Below are 17,718 nucleotides of genomic sequence, written 5' to 3' on the forward strand. Positions count from 1 at the left end.
TCAGGCCCTCTGCTTCCGCTTCCAGGGGGTGAGCACGTACTGCACGGCCACCAGCGCCGCGTCCGCGACCAGCGCGAGCAGCAGGGTCAGGGCGATGCCGACGACCACCGGGGTCGGGAAGTTGCGCTGGAACCCGTCCGTGAAGAGCTGGCCGAGGCCGCCGTCGCCGATGTACGTGGCCACGCTGACCAGCGAGATCGACATGACCGTGGCGATCCGTACGCCCGCCATGATCACGGGGAGGGCGAGGGGGAGCTCGACGGTGAGCAGGATGCGCAGTGGGCGGGTGCCCATCGCCTTGGCGGCCTCCCTGGTGCGCGCCGGGACGGAGTCCAGGCCCTCGACCGTGTTGCGGAGGAGCACGACCAGTGTGTAGACGGTCAGGCCGATCACCGTGGTGGTGCGGGTGAGGCCGGACACCGGCAGGAGAAGGACGAAGACCGCGATGGACGGGATCGTGAAGAGGATGTTCGACAGGCCCAGGAGGAAGCCGCGCAGGGGGCGTACCCGGTGGGCCAGGACGGCCAGCGGGAGCGAGATCAGCAGGCCGAGGAGCACGGCGGTCAGGGCGGCCTGGAGGTGGGAGACGGTGAGGGTGGCGAGGTCGCTCGCGTGGTCGGAGATCCACGACCAGTCGATGGTCATGCGCTGCCCTTTCCGGCCGGAGCCGTCGCGGGCAGGGGGGCCGCGACCGCTGCGGTGTGGGCGTCCCCCGCCCGCGCGTGGACGGCCTCGCGCGCGGTGACCCCGGTCAGTACGCCCGTGTCGTCGACCCGGGCTATCAGGCCGGCCGGGGAGGCGACCGACTCGTTCAGCGCGGAGAGCAGCGAGTCGGTGTCGCGCAGCGGACGTACGGGGAGGAGCGGGGCGTCGCCCGCCGGGCCCGACGGAGCGGCTGCCGGGTCCAGCCAGCCGAGGGGTTCGCCCTTGGCGGAGACGACCAGCTGCCAGTCGGCGCGCCCGGCGGGGGCGGGTTCGTCGGCCCGTACCGTCCTCGCCGGCTGCCGGGGGAGATCTGCGAGCGTGCTCAACGAGAGCAGCTTCAGGCCGCGTTCGGCGCCGAGGAAGTCGGCGACGAAGTCGTCGGCCGGGCGCGCGAGCAGTTCGGCGGGCGGTGCGCACTGCACCAGATGACCGCCGGTACGGAACACGGCGATCCGGTCGCCGAGCCGGACCGCCTCGTCGATGTCATGGGTGACGAAGACGATGGTCTTGTTCAGCTCCTGCTGGAGGCGGAGCAGCTCGTCCTGGAGCTGGGTCCGGACGACGGGGTCGACCGCGCCGAACGGCTCGTCCATCAGCAGCACCGGCGGATCCGCGGCGAGCGCACGCGCGACACCGACGCGCTGCTGCTGGCCGCCGGAGAGCTGGTGCGGGTAGCGCTTGGCGGCGTCCGCCGGAAGCCCGACCGTCTCCAGCAGTTCGGCCGCGCGGGCCCGGGCGCGCTTGCGCCCGTGGCCCAGCAGCAGCGGGACCGTGGCGATGTTGTCGAGGATCGTGCGGTGCGGAAAGAGCCCGGCCTGCTGGATGACGTATCCGATGCCCCGGCGGAGCTCGGCGGCGTCCGCTTCGAGGATGTTCCGGCCGCCGAGCGTGATCGTGCCGGAGCTCGGATCGATCATCCGGTTGATCATCCGGAGGGTGGTGGTCTTGCCGCAGCCGGACGAACCGACCAGGACGGTGATGCCGCCCTCCGGCATGGTGAGGCTGAGCTCATGAACTGCTGTTGTGCCGTTCGGGAAACGCTTGTTCACTGCGTCGAATTTGATCATCGGTCGTCCCTTGCCCCGGCTGCATATAGTCATGCAGAGTTCTCGTTGACTGAATAGGTTGTCAATGCCTCGGGGTAAAACACTGGTTACAGAAGCCCGAGCGGCGAGATGTTGTGTCTGAATGAGGAGGGTTCGCGCATGATGTCGTCCCACATGATGGACTCCTCGCCCTTCGGTGGCTGGGCCGCGGACCATGCCGTCGCCGTCGTCGAGCTCGATGGCCGGACCCTGCCCGTCGCCGACGTCGTCCGGATCGCCCGTGGTACCGCCCGGCCCGTGCCCGGTGCCGAGGCGATGAAGCGTGTCGACCGGTCCTGGTCCGCCGCCCGGGAGCTCGCCGCGACCGGGCGAGTCTACGGGCGCTCCACCGGGGTCGGCGCCAATCGCAACGAGGGCGTTCCCACCGAGGCCGCCGCCGATCACGGGCTGCGCCTGCTGCGCAGCCACGCCGGGGCCATCGGTGACCCGCTGCCCGCCCGCGAGGTCCGCGCCATGCTCGCCGTGCGCGCCAATCAGCTGCTTGCGGGCGGTGCCGGACTGCGGCCCGGCGTCGTCGTGGGTCTCTGCGAGGCGCTGGAGGCCGGCGCGCACCCGGTGGTCAACGAGTTCGGTTCGGTCGGTACCGGGGACATCGCCGCCCTGGCCCAGGTCGGCCTCGCACTCGCCGGGGAGCATCCCTGGCAGGGGCCCGGCGCCGCGCCCGAGCCCCAGTCGCTCGACAACAACGACGCCCTTGCCCTGATCAGCAGCAACGCCCTCACCCTCGGTCAGGCCGCCCTCGCGCTCGACGAGCTGCGCCGGCTCGTCACCGCCACCGAAGCGGTCGCCGCGCTCTCGCTGCTCGCGGTCGACGGTTCGTACGAGGCGTACGCCGAACCGGTCCACGCCGCCCGTCCGCACCCCGGCTCGTACCAGGTCGCGGCGCGGATGCGGCAGTTGCTCGGCGCTCCCGACCGCCCGGGGCCGCCGCTCGGCCGGATCCAGGACCCGTACGGTTTCCGCTGCCTGCCGCAGATCCACGGCCCCGCGCAGGACGCCGCCGACGCGCTCGAACGCGTCCTCGCCGTCGAGATCAACGCCGCCGCCGAGAACCCGCTGATCTGCCCGGACGCCGGTCTCAACGGCAGCCCTGCCGCCTACCACCACGGCGGCTTCTACATGGCCCAACTCGCCCTGGCTCTCGATCACTTCAGGCTCGCGGTCACCCAGGTCGCCCGGCTCTCCACCTCTCGGCTCTCGGCTCTCAACGAGCCGTCCTTCACCCGGCTGCGGCCGTTCCTCGCGGACGGCGAGCCCGCCGCCTCGGGCGTGATGATCCTGGAGTACGCGGCCGGGGCCGCCCTCGGCGATCTGCGGGCGTTCTCCGCGCCCGCCTCGCTCGGTCATGCCGTGCTCTCCCGCGGCGTCGAGGAGCAGGCCAGCTTCGCCTCGCTGGCCGCCCGTCAGACACTGCGCGTCTGCAGCGCCTACCGGCAGGTCGTCGCCTGCGAACTCGTCTCCGCCGTAAGGGCGTTGCGCCTGCGCGACCTGCGGCCCGATCCTGAGCTGCCGGTCGGGCGGGCGTTCGCGCTGGCCGATTCGTTGCTCGACGCCGAGCTCGCGGACCGGCCGCTCACCGATGATGTGAAGGCGGCGGCCGGGGAACTGCTCGACCGCTGCACGGATCTGTGGAACACCGGACTCACCGGAACGAGCCGGGACACCGGACTCACCAGTACAAGGGGGACAGCATGAGCAGCCCGGCCGCGCGGTTGCAGCAGCTCTTCGAGGGGCACCGGCTCACGCCCACCCAGCGGCGCATCGCGCACTCCATGGTCCGGCGGGCCGCCGATGTGCCGTTCCTGTCCAGCGTGGAACTGGCCGATCTGGCCGGGGTCAGCCAGCCGTCCGTCACCCGCTTCGCCGTCGCGCTCGGGTTCGACGGGTATCCGGCACTGCGCAAGCACCTGCGGGAGGTCGCCCCCGGACCCGGTGAGGCGGCGGGCGCCGTCGACGACACCTACAACGAATACCAGCAGGCCGTCCACGCCGAGATCGAGAACCTGCGGCACCTCGCCGACCTGCTCGCCGACCCCACTCCCGTCGAGCGGGCGGGGCGGCTGCTCGCCGCGTCGCGGCCGCTGCTCGTGCTCGGGCTGCGCGCCGCCTCCTCGCAGGCGCGTGGCTTCGGCTACTTCGCAGCCAAGGTCCACCCGGATGTGCGGGTGCTCGACGAGGGCGGCAGCATGCTGCGCGACCGCATCGACGCCGCGCGGCGGGCGGGGGCGAGCGCGCTGGTCTGCTTTGCGCTGCCACGCCACCCGAAGGAGGTCGTGGACGCGCTCGCGTACGCCCAGGAACAGGGTCTGACCGTGGTGTCGGTGGCCGACTCGGCGTTCACCCCGGTGGCCGCACACAGCGATCTGCTGATTCCGGCGGCCGTCGGCACCGGGCTCGCCTTCGACACCGCGTGTGCGCCGATGCTGCTGGGGCGGGTGCTGCTGGAGGCGATGTGCGACGACCTGCCCGATGCGCAGGCGCGGCTGGAGGAGTTCGACGCGCGGGCGGCGGCGCGCGGTCTGTTCGCCGAGTGAGCGTGGGGCCGGGGTTGGGACTGCTGCCGGGGAGGGGAGCGGTCCTGCCGGGCGGGGACGGCATGGCGGACGCCCGGTGGTGCCGAATGCTCGGCCGGGAGTCCAGGAATCACTGCGGATTTTCAGAAACTGCTCAGACGTTGCTCAGGCACGGCCATTAATCTGCGCCCACAGAAACAGCACCGATGGCTGTCGAGAGGGGTACGGACGTGGGGCGCGGAGCGCAGTCGCTGGCAAGGGTGGCCGTGATCGTACGGGCCGGAGCTGTACCGCTGTGGTGGCCGGGGCTGCTCGCCGCCGCCGTCGGCGCGCTCGTCCCGGGGCTCACCGGCCGGCGGATCGGACTGCTGGCCGGAGCCGCGCTCTTCCTGGTCACCGCAGTGGTGGTGGCGCTCGCCCGCGGGGGCAGGTACGCGGAATTGGCCCGGGCCGCCACCCGCGCCGGGCGGACCGACTTCCTCCAGGACCGGGCCGTGACCGTACGCAACTGGCGTCGCGGGCACCGGTGGTGGCTGCTGGGCGGGTTCCTCGTGGCGATCACCGGCGGGTTCCTGCTGCCCGGCGCCGGTGGGCTGGTGCTCGCGGGTGCCGGGGCGGGGCTCTGGCTCAAGGCGGTCCGGATCGGACGGCGGGAGCGCAAGGACGACGTCCTGTACTGGGTGCGGAGCGACTGGGTGGAGAAGGGGCGGCCCGCGGGCAAGCAGGTCGCGGCGTACCGGACGACCGGGCCGGTGGCGGGCGACGCCGCGCCCGGTGGGGCGCGGCGTCGCTGAGGGTGTGCTGCGGAGGTCAGACCTCCAGTTCGGCCTCGATCCGCTTCAGCTGGTGGCGGGCCATCGCCAGGTTGGCGCGGGCGGCGTCCAGCACCAGGTAGAGGAAGAGACCGTTGGTGCCGCGCGCCTTGAGCAGCCGGATCAGGTGGTACTGGGCGCCGAGGGTGATCAGGATGTCCTCGATCTCGTCCTTGATGCCGAGGTGTTCCATCGTGCGGAGTTTGGCACGTACGACATCGGTGTTGCCCGCGGCCGCGACATCCAGGTTGAAGTCCTTGCCGCCGCCGAGGGTGCCCAGCGCCATGCCGCTGGTGTAGTCGACGAGTGCGACACCGAGGGTGCCCTCGATGGAGGTCATCGCTTCCTTGAGTGACGCTTCGGTGTTGGCCATGAGTGCTTGTTTCCTTTCCTTGCCGGTCGAGGCGACCGGCTCCGATATCTGGCGTTCCTGGTGCGGATGAGGCTGGTATTACGTGCGGTGCGGGAGCGGGCCGCCGGCGGGCGGGGTGCGGGGGCGCGGGGCGTGCGACACGGGCGCGGGTTGTGCGGTGCGTCGCAGGGCGGTGTCGACCAGTTCGCCGATCCGGGTGCTCGCCCGGCGGCCTTCCAGGTGGAGCCGGCCGACGTTGATCCGGTCCTCGGCCAGGAGCGTGAGCACTGCGGAGGAGCCCGCCGCGTACGTGGCGATGTAGCCGGTCTCGCCTCGTACGAGCAGTTCGCGGAAGCCGCCCCGGCCCGTCGCCTCCGTCATCCGGAGCGCGACGCCGAGCGAGGCCGCGGTCAGTGCGGCGACGCCCTCCGCCTCCACTCCCGGGGTGTCCTGGGCCAGGACGAGTCCGTCGGTGCTGGCCGCCAGCGCGCCCGCGAGGAGCGGAACCCGGGCGCGTAGCCGCTGGAGTTCGGCCAGGACGTCCTGGACTTCGGCCTCGGGAACCATCAGTTGTCTCCTCCCGGCACGCTGTCTGAGCGCGCGTATCACAGGGCCTCCAATGCGTCTCTGAGCCGGCGCAGCAGGGCGACGTCGGGGTCGGCCGTGACCTCGGGAAGCGTGATCCGGCCGGGCGCGGAGGCGGACGGGGCTGCCGTCTGCCGGACCGCTTCGACCAGTCCGGCGGCCGTGAGCCGCCGCAGGTCGACGAGGATGTGGAACGCCGAGCGGCCCAGGTGCTGTGCGATGTCGGATGCCGTACGCACTCCGTCCACCAGGTCGAGTACGCGGCGCCGACGTGCGGGGACGGGGGCGTCGACGGGACGGGCCGCCCGGACGAGCGGGGCGGTGTCGGTCATCGCGTCGGGCCAGATCCGGTCCAGCAGCTCCCGGCGCCGGAGCGTCTCGCGCTGCACGGCATCGACGGGGACGGGGTGCACGGGACCGATCCAGTGCGAGACCCCGTAACGGAACCGGGCCGGGGTCCGGGTGGGGGCGAGGGCGAAGAAGGCGGCGTCGTACAGCGCTCCCAAGTGGCAGAGCTCCAGGGCGCCGCCGGGTATCCGTCCGCTGTCCACCAGGTAGCGGCCGACCCGCTGCCCGGCGCCCGCCTGGGCGACCGCGTCCCACCAGCCGTCGCGGTGCAGGGTGCCGCCGGTGGTGAGCAGGATGTCGATGCCTGGTGTCGCGGGACTCTCGGCGTGCACGACCTGGCCGTCGGCGAGGTAGAGCGTGCCGCGGTCGCGCATCAGGGCGCCGGTGGCGCGCTCGGCGGCGAGGCGCTGGAGCATGGGGGAGAGGGCGGAGGCTGCTCTCACGGGGGAGGTTCTCTCGGGTGAGGTTCTGTGGGTTCTGTCGGGGGGTGTTCTCTCGGGCACGACGGTTCTCATGCCAGGACCAGCCGCTTTGCCATCTCACCCAGCCGTATCCGGGCGAGCGCCAGGTTGCCGTCGGAACGGTCGAGCCACAGATGCAGGAAGACGCTGCTGTCGAAGGCCGTCTCCACGAATCGGAGGATGTGGTAACCGGCGCGGGTGGTGACGATGACGTCCTCCACCGGAGGCGCCGCGCCCTTGGCCTTGACGTCGTTCTCCTCCGGGCCTGTTGAGGGTTCCGGGTCGGAGAGGGCGAACGCGGGCTGCTCCACCGCCATGCGCGCCACCTCGGCCGTCTCGGCGGCGGTCGCCTCGTGATCGCCGTTGGGCGATTCACCGATGGTGCCCAGGGCGAGACCACTCGTCCAGTCGACCACCGCGGCGCCGCGGGCACCGGGCAGCCTCATGACTTCGAGCAGGCACTCGTCGATTCCGGACACGCGGACTCCCTCCCCCGACCGGACGCACGGCTGTGACCCTGAGGCTACGCAACGTGCTCGCCCGGGGTGGGAGTTCTGGCATTTTCCATTGGTACATGCGGAAGACGGTCGGAAACGGTCGGACTCGTTGAGGCCCTTGTCATGTTCTGTCCGTCTTGGGTGCCGCTCCCTGTCTTCCGGGCAGGTCTTTCGGGCGCGCCTGTTGACTACAAGTATTCAGAGAGACAGGATGTGAATAGAAGCATCACAGAAGCGAGGAGGCATTGCCATGTCAGGACCCCGCCCCGTACGGGCACCGCGCGGTACGGAACTGAGCGCCCTGGGATGGCAGCAGGAAGCCGCCCTCCGCATGCTGCAGAACAACCTCGACCCCGAGGTCGCCGAGCACCCCGACAAGCTCGTCGTCTACGGCGGCACGGGCAAGGCGGCCCGCGACTGGCGCTCGTTCGACGCCATGGTGCGCACGCTGCAGACGCTCAAGCAGGACGAGACGATGCTCGTCCAGTCCGGGCGGCCGGTCGGCGTCATGCAGACCCACGAATGGGCGCCGCGCGTCCTGATCGCCAACTCCAACCTGGTCGGCGACTGGGCGAACTGGGAGGAGTTCCGCCGCCTGGAGGCGCTCGGACTCACCATGTACGGCCAGATGACCGCCGGGTCGTGGATCTACATCGGCACACAGGGCATCCTGCAGGGCACGTACGAGACGTTCGCCGCCGTCGCCGCGAAGAAGTTCAACGGGACGCTGGCCGGGACGATCACCCTGACCGCCGGACTCGGCGGCATGGGCGGCGCCCAGCCGCTCGCGGTCACCATGAACGACGGCGTCGCGATCTGCATCGACTGCGACCCGCGTGCCATCGAGCGCCGCATCGAGCACCGCTACCTGGATGTGCGCGCCGACTCCCTGGAGCACGCGCTCCAGCTCGCCGTCGAGGCGCGCGACGCACGTAAGTCGCTCTCCATCGGGCTGCTCGGCAACGCGGCGGAGCTGCTGCCCCGGATGCTCGCCGAGGGCGCCCCGATCGACATCGTCACCGACCAGACGAGCGCGCACGACCCGCTCGCGTACCTCCCGATCGGCGTCGACTTCGACGACATGGCCGCGTACGCCGCCGAGAAGCCCGCCGACTTCACGCAGCGGGCCCGCGAGGCGATGGCCAAGCACGTCGAGGCGATGGTCGGCTTCATGGACGCCGGGGCCGAGGTCTTCGACTACGGCAACTCGATCCGCGGCGAGGCCAGGCTGGCGGGCTACGACCGGGCGTTCGACTTCCCCGGGTTCGTCCCCGCGTACATCCGGCCGCTGTTCTGCGAGGGCAAGGGCCCGTTCCGCTGGGCCGCGCTGTCCGGCGAGGCGTCGGACATCCACAAGACCGACAAGGCGATGCTCGAACTCTTCCCCGAGAACGAGTCGCTGCACCGATGGATCAAGATGGCCGGCGAACGCGTCCACTTCCAGGGGCTGCCCGCCCGGATCTGCTGGCTCGGCTACGGCGAGCGCGACCGTGCCGGTGAGCGGTTCAACGACATGGTGGCCAGCGGTGAGCTGGCCGCGCCGCTGGCGATCGGCCGCGACCACCTGGACTGCGGGTCGGTGGCGTCCCCGTACCGCGAGACCGAGGCGATGCTCGACGGGTCCGACGCGATTGCGGACTGGCCGCTGCTGAACGCCATGGTCAACGTGGCGTCCGGCGCCTCTTGGGTCTCCATCCACCACGGTGGCGGCGTCGGGATGGGGCGCTCCATCCACGCGGGGCAGGTGACCGTGGCCGACGGCACGAAGCTGGCGGGCGAGAAGATCCGCCGGGTGCTGACGAACGACCCGGGCATGGGCGTCATCCGGCATGTCGATGCCGGGTACGACATCGCGGAGTCCGTCGCCGCGGACAAGGGCGTGCGGGTGCCGATGACCGAGGGCGGGCAGTGACGGTGCCTGGCGCGGCCGGCTCGGTGGGGGGTTCGCTGTCGGGCGCGGGTTCGCCCGCGCCCACCCTCCGCCATGGCCCTGAAGGCGGGGGAGACACCTCCCCCGCCCCGCGGAACGAAGGCCCGCAAGTCTCCTTCCAGGGCATGTGGAAGGAGCTTGCCCCCATCGGGCGGCATCCCGGGAGCGGCGGCTACCGCCGCTACGCCTGGACCGCCGCCGACGGTGACTGCCGTGGCTGGTTCCGGGCGCAGGCCGAAGCCCGCGGGCTCGGGTACGAGGTCGACCGGAACGGGAACCAGTGGGCCTGGCTCGGGGACCCGCTCGGTGACGACGCCGTCGTCACCGGGTCGCACCTCGACTCCGTGCCCGACGGCGGTGCCTTCGACGGGCCGCTCGGTGTGGTCTCCTCCTTCGCCGCGTTCGATGAACTCCGCCGCAGGGGAGCGGAGTTCACCCGTCCGTTCGCCATCACCAACTTCGGTGACGAGGAAGGGGCCCGGTTCGGGCTCGCGTGTGTCGGGTCCCGGCTCGCCGCCGGGCAGCTGACCGTCGAGAAGGCGCACCAGCTCCGCGACGGCGACGGCATCACACTGCCGCAGGCCATGGAGGCCGCCGGCTACGACCCCGAGGCCATCGGGCCGGACCCTGAACGGCTGGCCCGTATCGGTGCGTTCGTCGAGCTCCACGTCGAACAGGGGCGCTCCCTCGACCTCACCGGCGACCCGGTCGGTATCGCCTCCGCCATCTGGCCGCACGGCCGCTGGCGGTTCGACTTCCGGGGTGAGGCCAACCACGCGGGCACCACCCGGCTCGTGGACCGGCGCGACCCGATGCTCACATACGCCGAGACCGTGCTGGCCGCCCGTCGCGAGGCGCAGCTCACCGGCGCCCTGGCCACCTTCGGCAAGATCGCCGTCGAGCCGAACGGGGTCAACGCCATCCCCTCCCTCGTCCGGGGCTGGCTCGACTCGCGCGCCGCCGACCAGGACACCCTCGACGCCGTCGTCACCGGCATCGAGCGGGCCGCCCGGGAACACGCCGAGCGCGCGGGCATCGATCTCGATGTCGTACGGGAGTCCTTCACGCCCGTCGTGGAGTTCCAGCACGCCCTGCGCGACGAACTCGGCAAGATCCTGACGGGCAGGGGCGGCGACGACGCGGGCCGCGCCGTGCCCGTCCTCGGTACCGGAGCCGGGCACGACGCGGGTATTTTGTCCGCTTCGGTGCCTACCGCCATGCTGTTCGTACGGAACCCCACCGGGATCTCGCACTCGCCGGCCGAACACGCCGCCGAGGACGACTGCGTGGCCGGGGTGATCGCACTCGCCGATGTACTGGAAGGTCTCGCGTGCAGCTGACAACGACACCGCCGGGAAAGCGCGACACCACGACCTTCTGGCTGTCCCACGCCTGGCTCGGCACCCATGTCGAGCCGGGCGTCGCCCTGGACGTCGCCGACGGGCGGATCGCCGGGGTGCGTACCGGCGTCGACGCCCCGCCGCCGGGCGCCACCGTGCTGCGCGGGCTCACTCTTCCCGGACTCGCCAACGCCCACTCGCACGCCTTCCACCGTGCCCTGCGCTCGACCGTCCAGGTCGGCTCCGGCACCTTCTGGACCTGGCGCGAGCTCATGTACCAGGTCTCGTCCAGGCTCACCCCCGAGACGTACTACGACCTCGCCCGGGCCGTGTACGCCGAGATGGCGCTGGCCGGCATCACCGCCGTCGGTGAGTTCCACTATCTGCACCACGCGCCGGGCGGAGTCCCGTACAACAACCCGAACGCGATGGGCGAGGCCCTGATCGCCGCCGCCGACGCGGCCGGTATCCGGATCACCCTGCTGGACACCGCCTATCTCGCCGCCGGGTTCGGGCAGCGGGCCGGGCAGTACCAGCAGCCCAACCAGCACCAGCTGCGGTTCTCCGACACCACGGCCGAGGCCTGGGCCGAACGCGCTTCCCTCCTCAAGGACACCGACCACGCCCTGATCGGCGCGGCCGTCCACTCCGTGCGCGCCGTGCCCGCCGGGCAGCTCGCCACCGTGGCCGCGTGGGCCGAGGGTCGGCGGGCCCCCCTCCATGTCCACCTCTCCGAACAGGTTGCGGAGAACGAGGCCTGCCAGGGGGCCCACGGCTGTTCCCCGACCCGGCTCCTCGCCGACCACGGAGTCCTCGGCCCGCGCACCACCGGCGTTCACAACACCCACCTCAGCGGCGAGGACATCACGCTGCTCGGCTCCTCGGCCACCGGCACCTGCATGTGCCCCACCACCGAACGCGACCTGGCCGACGGCATCGGCCCCGCCGTAGCCCTTCAGCGCGCGGGCTCGCCGCTCTCCCTGGGCAGCGACAGCCACGCCGTGATCGACCTCTTCGAAGAGGCCCGCGCGATGGAGCTCAACGAGCGGCTGCGCACCCAGGCCCGCGGCCACTGGACCGCGGCCGCACTGCTGCGCGCCGCCACCGCCGACGGACACGCCGCACTGGGCCGTCCCGACGCGGGCACCCTCGAACCGGGCGCCTTCGCCGACTTCACCACCGTCGCCCTGGACTCCGTCAGAACAGCGGGACCGGTGCCCCGACTGGCGGCCGAAGCAGCCGTATTCGCCGCCTCCGCCGCTGATGTGCGGCATACGGTCGTGGCAGGCCGGCACATCGTCCGCGACGGGCAGCACGCGCTCGTCGAGGACGTACCCGCAGCACTCGCCTCGGCCATCGCCGTCCTGCACGGCTGACGCCGGACCCTCGCAAGGAGAGCAGCCCCCCGATGACGACGACCGCCATCACCAACATCGCCAGTCTGGTCACCAACGACCCCTCCCTCGGTGACAATTCCCCCCTGGGCCTGATCCTGGACGCGGCCGTAGTCATCGAGGGCGACCGCGTCGTCTGGACCGGTGAGTCAAGCAAAGCACCCGCCACTGACAGCGCCGTCGACGCGAGCGGCCGCGCGGTGATCCCCGGGTTCGTCGACTCCCACTCGCATCTCCTCTTCGCGGGCGACCGCACCCAGGAGTTCAACGCCCGGATGTCCGGCCGTCCTTACACCGCGGGCGGCATCAGGACCACGGTCGCCGCCACCCGCGCCGCCACCGACGACGAGCTCTCCGCCAACGTCGTCCGCTATCTGACGGAGGCGCTCCGCCAGGGCACCACCACGTTCGAGACCAAGTCCGGATACGGGCTCACCGTCGAGGACGAGGCCCGCGCCCTGCGTATCGCCGCCCGCCACACCGACGAGGTCACCTACCTCGGCGCCCACGTCGTGTCCCCCGACTACGCCGACGATCCCGCCGGGTACGTCGACCTGGTGACCGGGCCGATGCTCGACGCCTGTGCGCCGTACGCCCGTTGGGTCGACGTCTTCTGCGAGAAGGGCGCGTTCGACGGCGACCAGGCCCGCGCGATCCTCACCGCCGGCATGGCCAAGGGCCTCCACCCCCGCGTCCACGCCAACCAGCTGAGCTACGGCCCCGGTGTCCAGCTCGCCGTCGAGCTCGACGCCGCGTCCGCCGACCACTGCACCCACCTGACCGACGCCGACGTCGACGCCCTCGCCCAGGGCAACACCGTTGCCACGCTCCTCCCCGGCGCCGAGTTCTCCACCAGGGCCGACTGGCCCGACGCCCGTCGCATCCTGGACGCGGGAGCCACCGTCGCGCTCTCCACGGACTGCAACCCGGGCTCGTCGTTCACCTCCTCCATGCCCTTCTGCATCGCGCTCGCCGTACGCGACATGGGCATGACCCCGGACGAGGCCCTCTGGTCCGCCACCGCGGGCGGCGCCGCGGCCCTGCGCCGCACGGACATCGGCCGCATCGCCCCCGGAGCCCGCGCCGACCTGGTCCTCCTCGACGCCCCCAGCCATGTCCACCTCGCCTACCGGCCGGGTGTCCCGCTGGTCCAGGCCGTCTGGCAGCGCGGCGAACGCACTCTCTGACCGAGTCGACAACGCGCCGACACCACGTCAATCATGCGGAAGGACCTGCCCGTTGCCGGGTCAGGTCCTTCCGCATGGTGAGGTCGCGCAACGGCGCTGAACGTGCCGGGGAATCATTCCTCCAGCGTCAGGCCCTTCCTGAGCTTGACCAGCGTCCGCGAGAGCAGCCGCGAGACGTGCATCTGGGAGATGCCGAGCTCCTCACCGATCTCCGACTGCGTCATGTTGGCGACGAAGCGGAGCGAGAGGATCTTCCGGTCGCGGCCGGGCAGCGCGGCGATCAGCGGCTTCAGGGACTCGACGTACTCAACGCCTGCGAGTCCGTGGTCCTCGTAGCCGATCCGGTCGGCCAGTGCACCCTCGGCGTCGTCCTCCATGGGCTTGGCGTCGAGTGAGCTCGCGGTGTACGCGTTGCTCGCGGCCATGCCCTCGACGACCTCGTCGTCGCTGAGTCCGAGGCGGTCGGCGAGTTCGCCCACGGTGGGCGCCCGGTCCAGGTGCTGGGCGAGTTCGTCGCCCGCCTTGGCCAGGTCGATCCGCAACTCCTGCAGTCGCCGCGGGACGCGCACGGACCAACTGGTGTCGCGGAAGAAACGCTTGATCTCGCCGATGATGGTGGGCATCGCGAACGTGGGGAACTCGACGCCCCGGCTGAGCTCGAACCGGTCGATCGCCTTGATCAGGCCGATGGTGCCGACCTGGACGATGTCCTCCATCGGTTCGCTGCGGGAGCGGAACCGGGAGGCGGCGAACTTGACCAGGGCCAGGTTGAGTTCGACGAGCGTGTTGCGTACGTACGCATGCTCGTGGGTGCCCTCTTCGAGGGATTCGAGCCGGGCGAAGAGCGTCTTGGAAAGCGCTCTGGCGTCCAGCGAACCCACTTCGGAGTACGGCGGGATCTCGGGAAGGTCTTCGAGACCGTCGCCGATGCTGCTGGTCGTGCTGGTGTTGCGGGTGGTGCTGGTGTTGCTGCTGCGCGGGCCGGGTACGGCAACCGCTGCAGGGGAGTCTGATTCGGTCAGTCCCTGAGGACATGCTGACGTTGCGTTGTGGGTACGCGGGCCGTCGAGCCGGGGCGACATGGTCTCCTCCATCGTTCTCGGCATATGGCTGCCGATGCCCTTACGTGTTCCTGCGGTGAAGCGGCGCCTCCAAAGCCGGCCGTGTTTCGGGTGTCCTCCTACCCTTACCCGGTCCGGGCGGCGAGTTACAACTGCCAATTGACGGCAAATGTCCGGTTTGTTGGGTTCCTTGGCTACCGCGTGGCGTACGGAACGCGTACTGTTTTACGAAAGCTGGCGACGGCTGCACACGCAACCGCATACACAGTGACAGTCGGTGACGCGTGAGCGATGATGCAGGCAGTGACACAGGCAATGGCGAACGGCGAAGAGGGACGGGCATGGACCGCCAGACGGTCGGCAGTGCGAATCGGGGTCGACTTCAGGTCGAGGTCCGGACCGAGGGGCGCAGCGAGGTCGTGACGCCGGTGGGTGAGTTGGATCACCACACCGCCGACCTGCTTCGCGAGCCCTTGGAGAGCGCGGTCGAGCAAGGGCGGGTGCGCCTGGTGGTCGACTGTTCGCGACTCGAATTCTGTGATTCCACCGGGCTGAATGTGCTGCTCGGTGCCCGCCTCAAGGCGGAGGCGGCCGGGGGAGGGGTCCATTTGGCCGGAATGCTGCCGGTGGTGGCGAGGGTCTTCGAGATCACCGGGGCCGAGGCGGTCTTCACCGTCCACGACTCCCTGGCAGAGGCTCTGGACACCTGATCGTGGCGCGGCATGTGGCATCGGGAGTCGCGTGTGTCGCCCGAGTCACGCGATCCGCGTAGGCGAAGTGGGTGTTGTCACGATTCGGGCGGGCAGGAGAGACCCCGCGAGCCCGGGACGACCTGCACACTCTGTAGCTGGTCGGTACCTGTACCGACCTGTGTCGGCGCCCGTAGCGGTCCCGAATCTGTATCTGTATCTGTATCTGTTCGATGGCGACATGGTGAATCGGTGAGGTGAAGCGCTGATGAGCACCACCCGGCAGCATCAGCCGGGCGACCTCGGCCGCGAGCCGGAGGGCACGGGCCACGGCGCCGACGCACCCTCCGCCGAGCCGGTCGAGCGACAGTGGCGCACGCTGCCGCTGCGGCAGGTCAGCGGCATCGTGCCGGCGGCCCGTGATTTCGCCCGCCAGGCACTCCACGACTGGGGCTGGCTCCCCGCGTCGAGCGCCGACCGCCGAGCGGCTGCCGAAGACGTCCTGCTGGTCGTCTCCGAGCTGGTCACCAACGCCTGCCTGCACGCGGAGGGACCCGAGGAGCTGCGCATCGGCTGCACCTCGAAGGTGCTGCGGGTGGAAGTTCTCGACGGCGGAGCGGGACAGCCCGCACCTCGCACCCCGCACCGTGCCGGCCGGCCCGGCGGGCACGGCATGTTCATCGTCCAGCGGCTCTGCCTGGACTGGGGGGTTCTGCGGGTGCCGGGTGAACCCGGCAAGACCGTCTGGGCGGAGCTGGCCGCCCCTGCGTAGTCACGGGCCCGCCTCCCGACTCCGTACCCCTGACTTCGCATCCCCGAGGAGCGCGCCGGATCGGCGCGCTCTTTGTCTTCCCTCCACAAGGCCTCAGGCGTACCTTGAGCGCCCAATCTGATGTGTCGTCAGTAACTTGCGTCGATGTGATGCGGCGTGCGGCGACCACCGGCAGGAGGGGAACTCGAGGTGTCGTACCCGAAGCGAACAGCTCTCGCCCTGGCGTCCGCGCTGGCCGGCTCGGTGGTGCTGCTGGCCGCGCCCGCCGCACACGCCACGGTCGTGGACGTCGACTACCAGTGCAAGACCCCGATCGGGGACAAGAGTGCCGTATCGCCCATCGACATCAAGGGCGTCAAGAGCGGCAACGGATACACGCTCACGATGTCCTTCCAGAAGGGCGTCTCGTCCAGCCCTGTCGAACTGGGCAAGGGCGCCATGAAACCCAGTGCGGTGATCCGGCTGGGCGGCGCCGAATCGGGCCAGGTACAGGTCTCGGGCCCGGCGAACGCCGCGGCGATCCCGGCCAACACCCCCATCAAGATCAGTGACTTGACGGGTACGTATACCCCGAAGAAGAGCGGCAAGGTCAGCTTCACCGCGGGGGTGCTCACCATCAAGGCTCTCGGCACGACCACGACCTGCACCCCGGGCAACAGCCCCAAGCCGTCGCTGGAGCTGGATGTGACGGCGGCGGGCGGCCCGCAGAACACGTCGGACGACGGCGGTCAGCTGCCGAAGACCGGTCCGCTCGACTCCGCGATGGCGCTCGGGACGCTCGGCGGCACGGTGCTGCTGACCGGTGCGGCCGGAGTGCTGTGGCTGACCCGGCGCGGGCAGCGGGCCACGGGCTGAGCCACCGACCGCGCCACCGCAACACCCCATGGCCGATACAGCCGCAGTCCCCGTCCGCGCGCCGTACGTACACGCCAGCCCGGTACGCACCAGCTCTGTACGCACCAGGGAGCCCCGCCCATGCCGTCGTCGACCGGTCAAGCCGCCCGAGCCGTTCTCGCCGTCCTCCTGTGCGCCTTCGCCATGACCCCGGCGGCGGCCGCCGACCGGGCGGAAAGTGCCACGGACTGGACGGCTCGGCCCGCCGCGAGCGGCGCCGCGACCCGGACCGGCGACGACGACGACGACGGCAGACCGTACTTCTACCTGGAGGGCGTGCCCGGCACCGTCCTGCAGGACCGGCTCGCCGTCACCAACCCGGGCCGCACCCCGGTCACCGTGCGGCTGCGCGGGGCCGACGCGTACAACGCCGAGGACGGTGAATTCGCGGTACGCGGATCGAAGGGCTCCGCCGGGACCGGCTCCTGGCTGCGGCTCGCGGCGGACCGGGTGACCGTGCCCGCCTGTACCCGTGCCGAGGTGCCGTTCTCCGTCACCGTGCCGACGAGTGCGCCACCTGGCGACCACCCCGGCGCGATCGTCGCCGAGAGCGCCGGCCGTTCGGTCGGGGTACGCGTCCACCTCCGGGTCAGCGGGCCGACCCTGGCCGCACTGACCGTCGAGGACGTCACCGTGTCCGGCCGGACCATTCACTACACCCTCGTCAACCGTGGCAATGCGGCCCTCGCTCCGCGCCTTGCCGTCAGCGCGGACGGGGTGTTCGGCGCGCTGCTGCGGCGTGAGGCCCGGACCCTGCCGGTGGAGCTGCTGCCCGGACAGCGGGCGAAGCTCACCGAACCGTGGCGGGACGTCCCCGCCCTCGACTCCGTCACCGTCCGACTGCGGGTCACTGCCGCGGGCGGCGCGCACAGCGAGGCGACCGGCTCGGTGGTCCTCGTCCCCTGGGCGCCGGTGACCGTCGGCGTACTGCTGTTCCTGTCCGCGGTCGCGGCCGGCGCGTACGCATACCGGCTGCGGCGCAGGCAGCGGCGGCCGCCGGACGGCGCCGGCCCGGTATCTCGACCCACGTCGGACGAAAGGCACTTGGTGAAGGCGGGAGCGGACAGGTGAG

General features: G+C 71.2%; 18 protein-coding genes. 11 read left to right on the top strand and 7 right to left on the bottom strand.

Annotation, left to right across the window (positions count from 1 at the left end; all coding sequences use genetic code 11):
* Both OHB49_RS25565 and OHB49_RS25570 read right to left on the bottom strand, forming a co-directional pair.
* Positions 1 to 645: an ABC transporter permease gene (locus OHB49_RS25565; protein ID WP_030976984.1), complete on the bottom strand. Its 645-nt coding sequence runs from the start codon at positions 643 to 645 to the stop codon at positions 1 to 3.
* A complete protein-coding gene (locus OHB49_RS25570) occupies positions 642 to 1,772 on the bottom strand; it encodes an ABC transporter ATP-binding protein (protein ID WP_329163314.1) in 1,131 nt (376 codons plus the stop codon). The genes OHB49_RS25565 and OHB49_RS25570 overlap by 4 nt, the downstream gene beginning before the upstream one ends.
* A gap of 156 nt (positions 1,773 to 1,928) precedes the next feature.
* Here OHB49_RS25570 and OHB49_RS25575 point away from each other — a divergent pair, with 156 nt between their 5' ends.
* The 3 genes from OHB49_RS25575 to OHB49_RS25585 all read left to right on the top strand — a co-directional run bounded on the left by OHB49_RS25575 (position 1,929) and on the right by OHB49_RS25585 (position 5,118).
* Positions 1,929 to 3,506: an aromatic amino acid ammonia-lyase gene (locus OHB49_RS25575; protein ID WP_329166617.1), complete on the top strand. Its 1,578-nt coding sequence runs from the start codon at positions 1,929 to 1,931 to the stop codon at positions 3,504 to 3,506.
* Entirely contained in the window at positions 3,503 to 4,345 is an 843-nt protein-coding gene (locus tag OHB49_RS25580) for a MurR/RpiR family transcriptional regulator (RefSeq protein ID WP_030976990.1), read from the top strand. Before OHB49_RS25575 ends, OHB49_RS25580 begins: the two co-directional genes overlap by 4 nt.
* A 185-nt stretch (positions 4,346 to 4,530) precedes the next feature.
* Positions 4,531 to 5,118: a hypothetical protein gene (locus tag OHB49_RS25585; RefSeq protein ID WP_329163319.1), complete on the top strand. Its 588-nt coding sequence runs from the start codon at positions 4,531 to 4,533 to the stop codon at positions 5,116 to 5,118.
* Positions 5,119 to 5,134: 16 nt separating this feature from the next.
* Here the strand turns inward: OHB49_RS25585 and OHB49_RS25590 are convergent, their stop codons facing one another.
* The 4 genes from OHB49_RS25590 to OHB49_RS25605 form a co-directional block, all read right to left on the bottom strand.
* Positions 5,135 to 5,509, bottom strand: a complete 375-nt coding sequence (locus OHB49_RS25590; RefSeq protein ID WP_030976993.1) for a hypothetical protein — start codon at positions 5,507 to 5,509, stop codon at positions 5,135 to 5,137.
* Between the two features lie 78 nt (positions 5,510 to 5,587).
* Entirely contained in the window at positions 5,588 to 6,055 is a 468-nt protein-coding gene (locus OHB49_RS25595; protein WP_329163321.1) for a roadblock/LC7 domain-containing protein, read from the bottom strand.
* Positions 6,056 to 6,093: 38 nt separating this feature from the next.
* Positions 6,094 to 6,837 carry a helix-turn-helix domain-containing protein gene (locus OHB49_RS25600; RefSeq protein WP_329166619.1) on the bottom strand — a complete coding sequence of 248 codons (744 nt, stop codon included), beginning with the start codon at positions 6,835 to 6,837 and terminating at the stop codon, positions 6,094 to 6,096.
* A gap of 95 nt (positions 6,838 to 6,932) precedes the next feature.
* The gene (locus OHB49_RS25605) at positions 6,933 to 7,361 is read right to left on the bottom strand and encodes a hypothetical protein (protein ID WP_329163323.1); all 429 of its coding nucleotides are present in this window, start codon (positions 7,359 to 7,361) and stop codon (positions 6,933 to 6,935) included.
* Between the two features lie 268 nt (positions 7,362 to 7,629).
* Between OHB49_RS25605 and hutU the strand changes: the two genes are divergently transcribed.
* From hutU to hutI, 4 genes are all read left to right on the top strand, one after another.
* On the top strand, positions 7,630 to 9,291 hold the full coding sequence (gene hutU / locus OHB49_RS25610; protein WP_329163325.1) for a urocanate hydratase: 1,662 nt from the start codon (positions 7,630 to 7,632) through the stop codon (positions 9,289 to 9,291).
* Positions 9,292 to 9,434: 143 nt separating this feature from the next.
* Positions 9,435 to 10,649, top strand: a complete 1,215-nt coding sequence (locus tag OHB49_RS25615) for an allantoate amidohydrolase (RefSeq protein WP_329163327.1) — start codon at positions 9,435 to 9,437, stop codon at positions 10,647 to 10,649.
* On the top strand, positions 10,640 to 12,025 hold the full coding sequence (locus tag OHB49_RS25620; RefSeq protein WP_030977002.1) for a formimidoylglutamate deiminase: 1,386 nt from the start codon (positions 10,640 to 10,642) through the stop codon (positions 12,023 to 12,025). Before OHB49_RS25615 ends, OHB49_RS25620 begins: the two co-directional genes overlap by 10 nt.
* A gap of 32 nt (positions 12,026 to 12,057) precedes the next feature.
* Positions 12,058 to 13,230 carry an imidazolonepropionase gene (gene hutI / locus OHB49_RS25625; RefSeq protein ID WP_329163330.1) on the top strand — a complete coding sequence of 391 codons (1,173 nt, stop codon included), beginning with the start codon at positions 12,058 to 12,060 and terminating at the stop codon, positions 13,228 to 13,230.
* Between the two features lie 113 nt (positions 13,231 to 13,343).
* Here hutI and OHB49_RS25630 read toward each other — a convergent pair whose 3' ends face one another.
* Positions 13,344 to 14,312, bottom strand: coding sequence for an RNA polymerase sigma factor SigF (locus OHB49_RS25630; protein WP_329166620.1), 969 nt, complete (start codon positions 14,310 to 14,312; stop codon positions 13,344 to 13,346).
* Between the two features lie 320 nt (positions 14,313 to 14,632).
* Here OHB49_RS25630 and OHB49_RS25635 point away from each other — a divergent pair, with 320 nt between their 5' ends.
* The 4 genes from OHB49_RS25635 (at position 14,633) to OHB49_RS25650 (ending at position 17,717) form a co-directional block, all read left to right on the top strand.
* Positions 14,633 to 15,001: an STAS domain-containing protein gene (locus OHB49_RS25635; RefSeq protein ID WP_030977008.1), complete on the top strand. Its 369-nt coding sequence runs from the start codon at positions 14,633 to 14,635 to the stop codon at positions 14,999 to 15,001.
* A 247-nt stretch (positions 15,002 to 15,248) separates the two neighbouring features.
* Positions 15,249 to 15,752 (top strand): ATP-binding protein, encoded by a 504-nt coding sequence (locus OHB49_RS25640; protein WP_030977009.1) that lies wholly within the window; start codon positions 15,249 to 15,251, stop codon positions 15,750 to 15,752.
* Between the two features lie 189 nt (positions 15,753 to 15,941).
* Positions 15,942 to 16,607 carry a peptidase gene (locus OHB49_RS25645; protein ID WP_030977011.1) on the top strand — a complete coding sequence of 222 codons (666 nt, stop codon included), beginning with the start codon at positions 15,942 to 15,944 and terminating at the stop codon, positions 16,605 to 16,607.
* Positions 16,608 to 16,727: 120 nt separating this feature from the next.
* On the top strand, positions 16,728 to 17,717 hold the full coding sequence (locus OHB49_RS25650) for a COG1470 family protein (RefSeq protein WP_329163333.1): 990 nt from the start codon (positions 16,728 to 16,730) through the stop codon (positions 17,715 to 17,717).
* Position 17,718: the final 1 nt, after the last annotated feature.

The sequence above is a fragment of the Streptomyces sp. NBC_01717 genome (genome assembly GCF_036248255.1).
Taxonomy (GTDB): Bacteria; Actinomycetota; Actinomycetes; order Streptomycetales; family Streptomycetaceae; genus Streptomyces.

What these genes read in the sequence shown, in the direction of transcription:
- OHB49_RS25565 (WP_030976984.1), bottom strand. Translation starts at nt 645, where the DNA reads ATGACCATCGACTGGTCGTGGATCTCCGACCACGCGAGCGACCTCGCC.
- OHB49_RS25570 (WP_329163314.1), bottom strand. Translation starts at nt 1,772, where the DNA reads ATGATCAAATTCGACGCAGTGAACAAGCGTTTCCCGAACGGCACAACA.
- OHB49_RS25575 (WP_329166617.1), top strand. Translation starts at nt 1,929, where the DNA reads ATGGACTCCTCGCCCTTCGGTGGCTGGGCCGCGGACCATGCCGTCGCC.
- OHB49_RS25580 (WP_030976990.1), top strand. Translation starts at nt 3,503, where the DNA reads ATGAGCAGCCCGGCCGCGCGGTTGCAGCAGCTCTTCGAGGGGCACCGG.
- OHB49_RS25585 (WP_329163319.1), top strand. Translation starts at nt 4,531, where the DNA reads ATGGCTGTCGAGAGGGGTACGGACGTGGGGCGCGGAGCGCAGTCGCTG.
- OHB49_RS25590 (WP_030976993.1), bottom strand. Translation starts at nt 5,509, where the DNA reads ATGGCCAACACCGAAGCGTCACTCAAGGAAGCGATGACCTCCATCGAG.
- OHB49_RS25595 (WP_329163321.1), bottom strand. Translation starts at nt 6,055, where the DNA reads ATGGTTCCCGAGGCCGAAGTCCAGGACGTCCTGGCCGAACTCCAGCGG.
- OHB49_RS25600 (WP_329166619.1), bottom strand. Translation starts at nt 6,837, where the DNA reads ATGCTCCAGCGCCTCGCCGCCGAGCGCGCCACCGGCGCCCTGATGCGC.
- hutU (WP_329163325.1), top strand. Translation starts at nt 7,630, where the DNA reads ATGTCAGGACCCCGCCCCGTACGGGCACCGCGCGGTACGGAACTGAGC.
- OHB49_RS25615 (WP_329163327.1), top strand. Translation starts at nt 9,435, where the DNA reads ATGTGGAAGGAGCTTGCCCCCATCGGGCGGCATCCCGGGAGCGGCGGC.
- hutI (WP_329163330.1), top strand. Translation starts at nt 12,058, where the DNA reads ATGACGACGACCGCCATCACCAACATCGCCAGTCTGGTCACCAACGAC.
- OHB49_RS25630 (WP_329166620.1), bottom strand. Translation starts at nt 14,312, where the DNA reads ATGTCGCCCCGGCTCGACGGCCCGCGTACCCACAACGCAACGTCAGCA.
- OHB49_RS25635 (WP_030977008.1), top strand. Translation starts at nt 14,633, where the DNA reads ATGGACCGCCAGACGGTCGGCAGTGCGAATCGGGGTCGACTTCAGGTC.
- OHB49_RS25640 (WP_030977009.1), top strand. Translation starts at nt 15,249, where the DNA reads ATGAGCACCACCCGGCAGCATCAGCCGGGCGACCTCGGCCGCGAGCCG.
- OHB49_RS25650 (WP_329163333.1), top strand. Translation starts at nt 16,728, where the DNA reads ATGCCGTCGTCGACCGGTCAAGCCGCCCGAGCCGTTCTCGCCGTCCTC.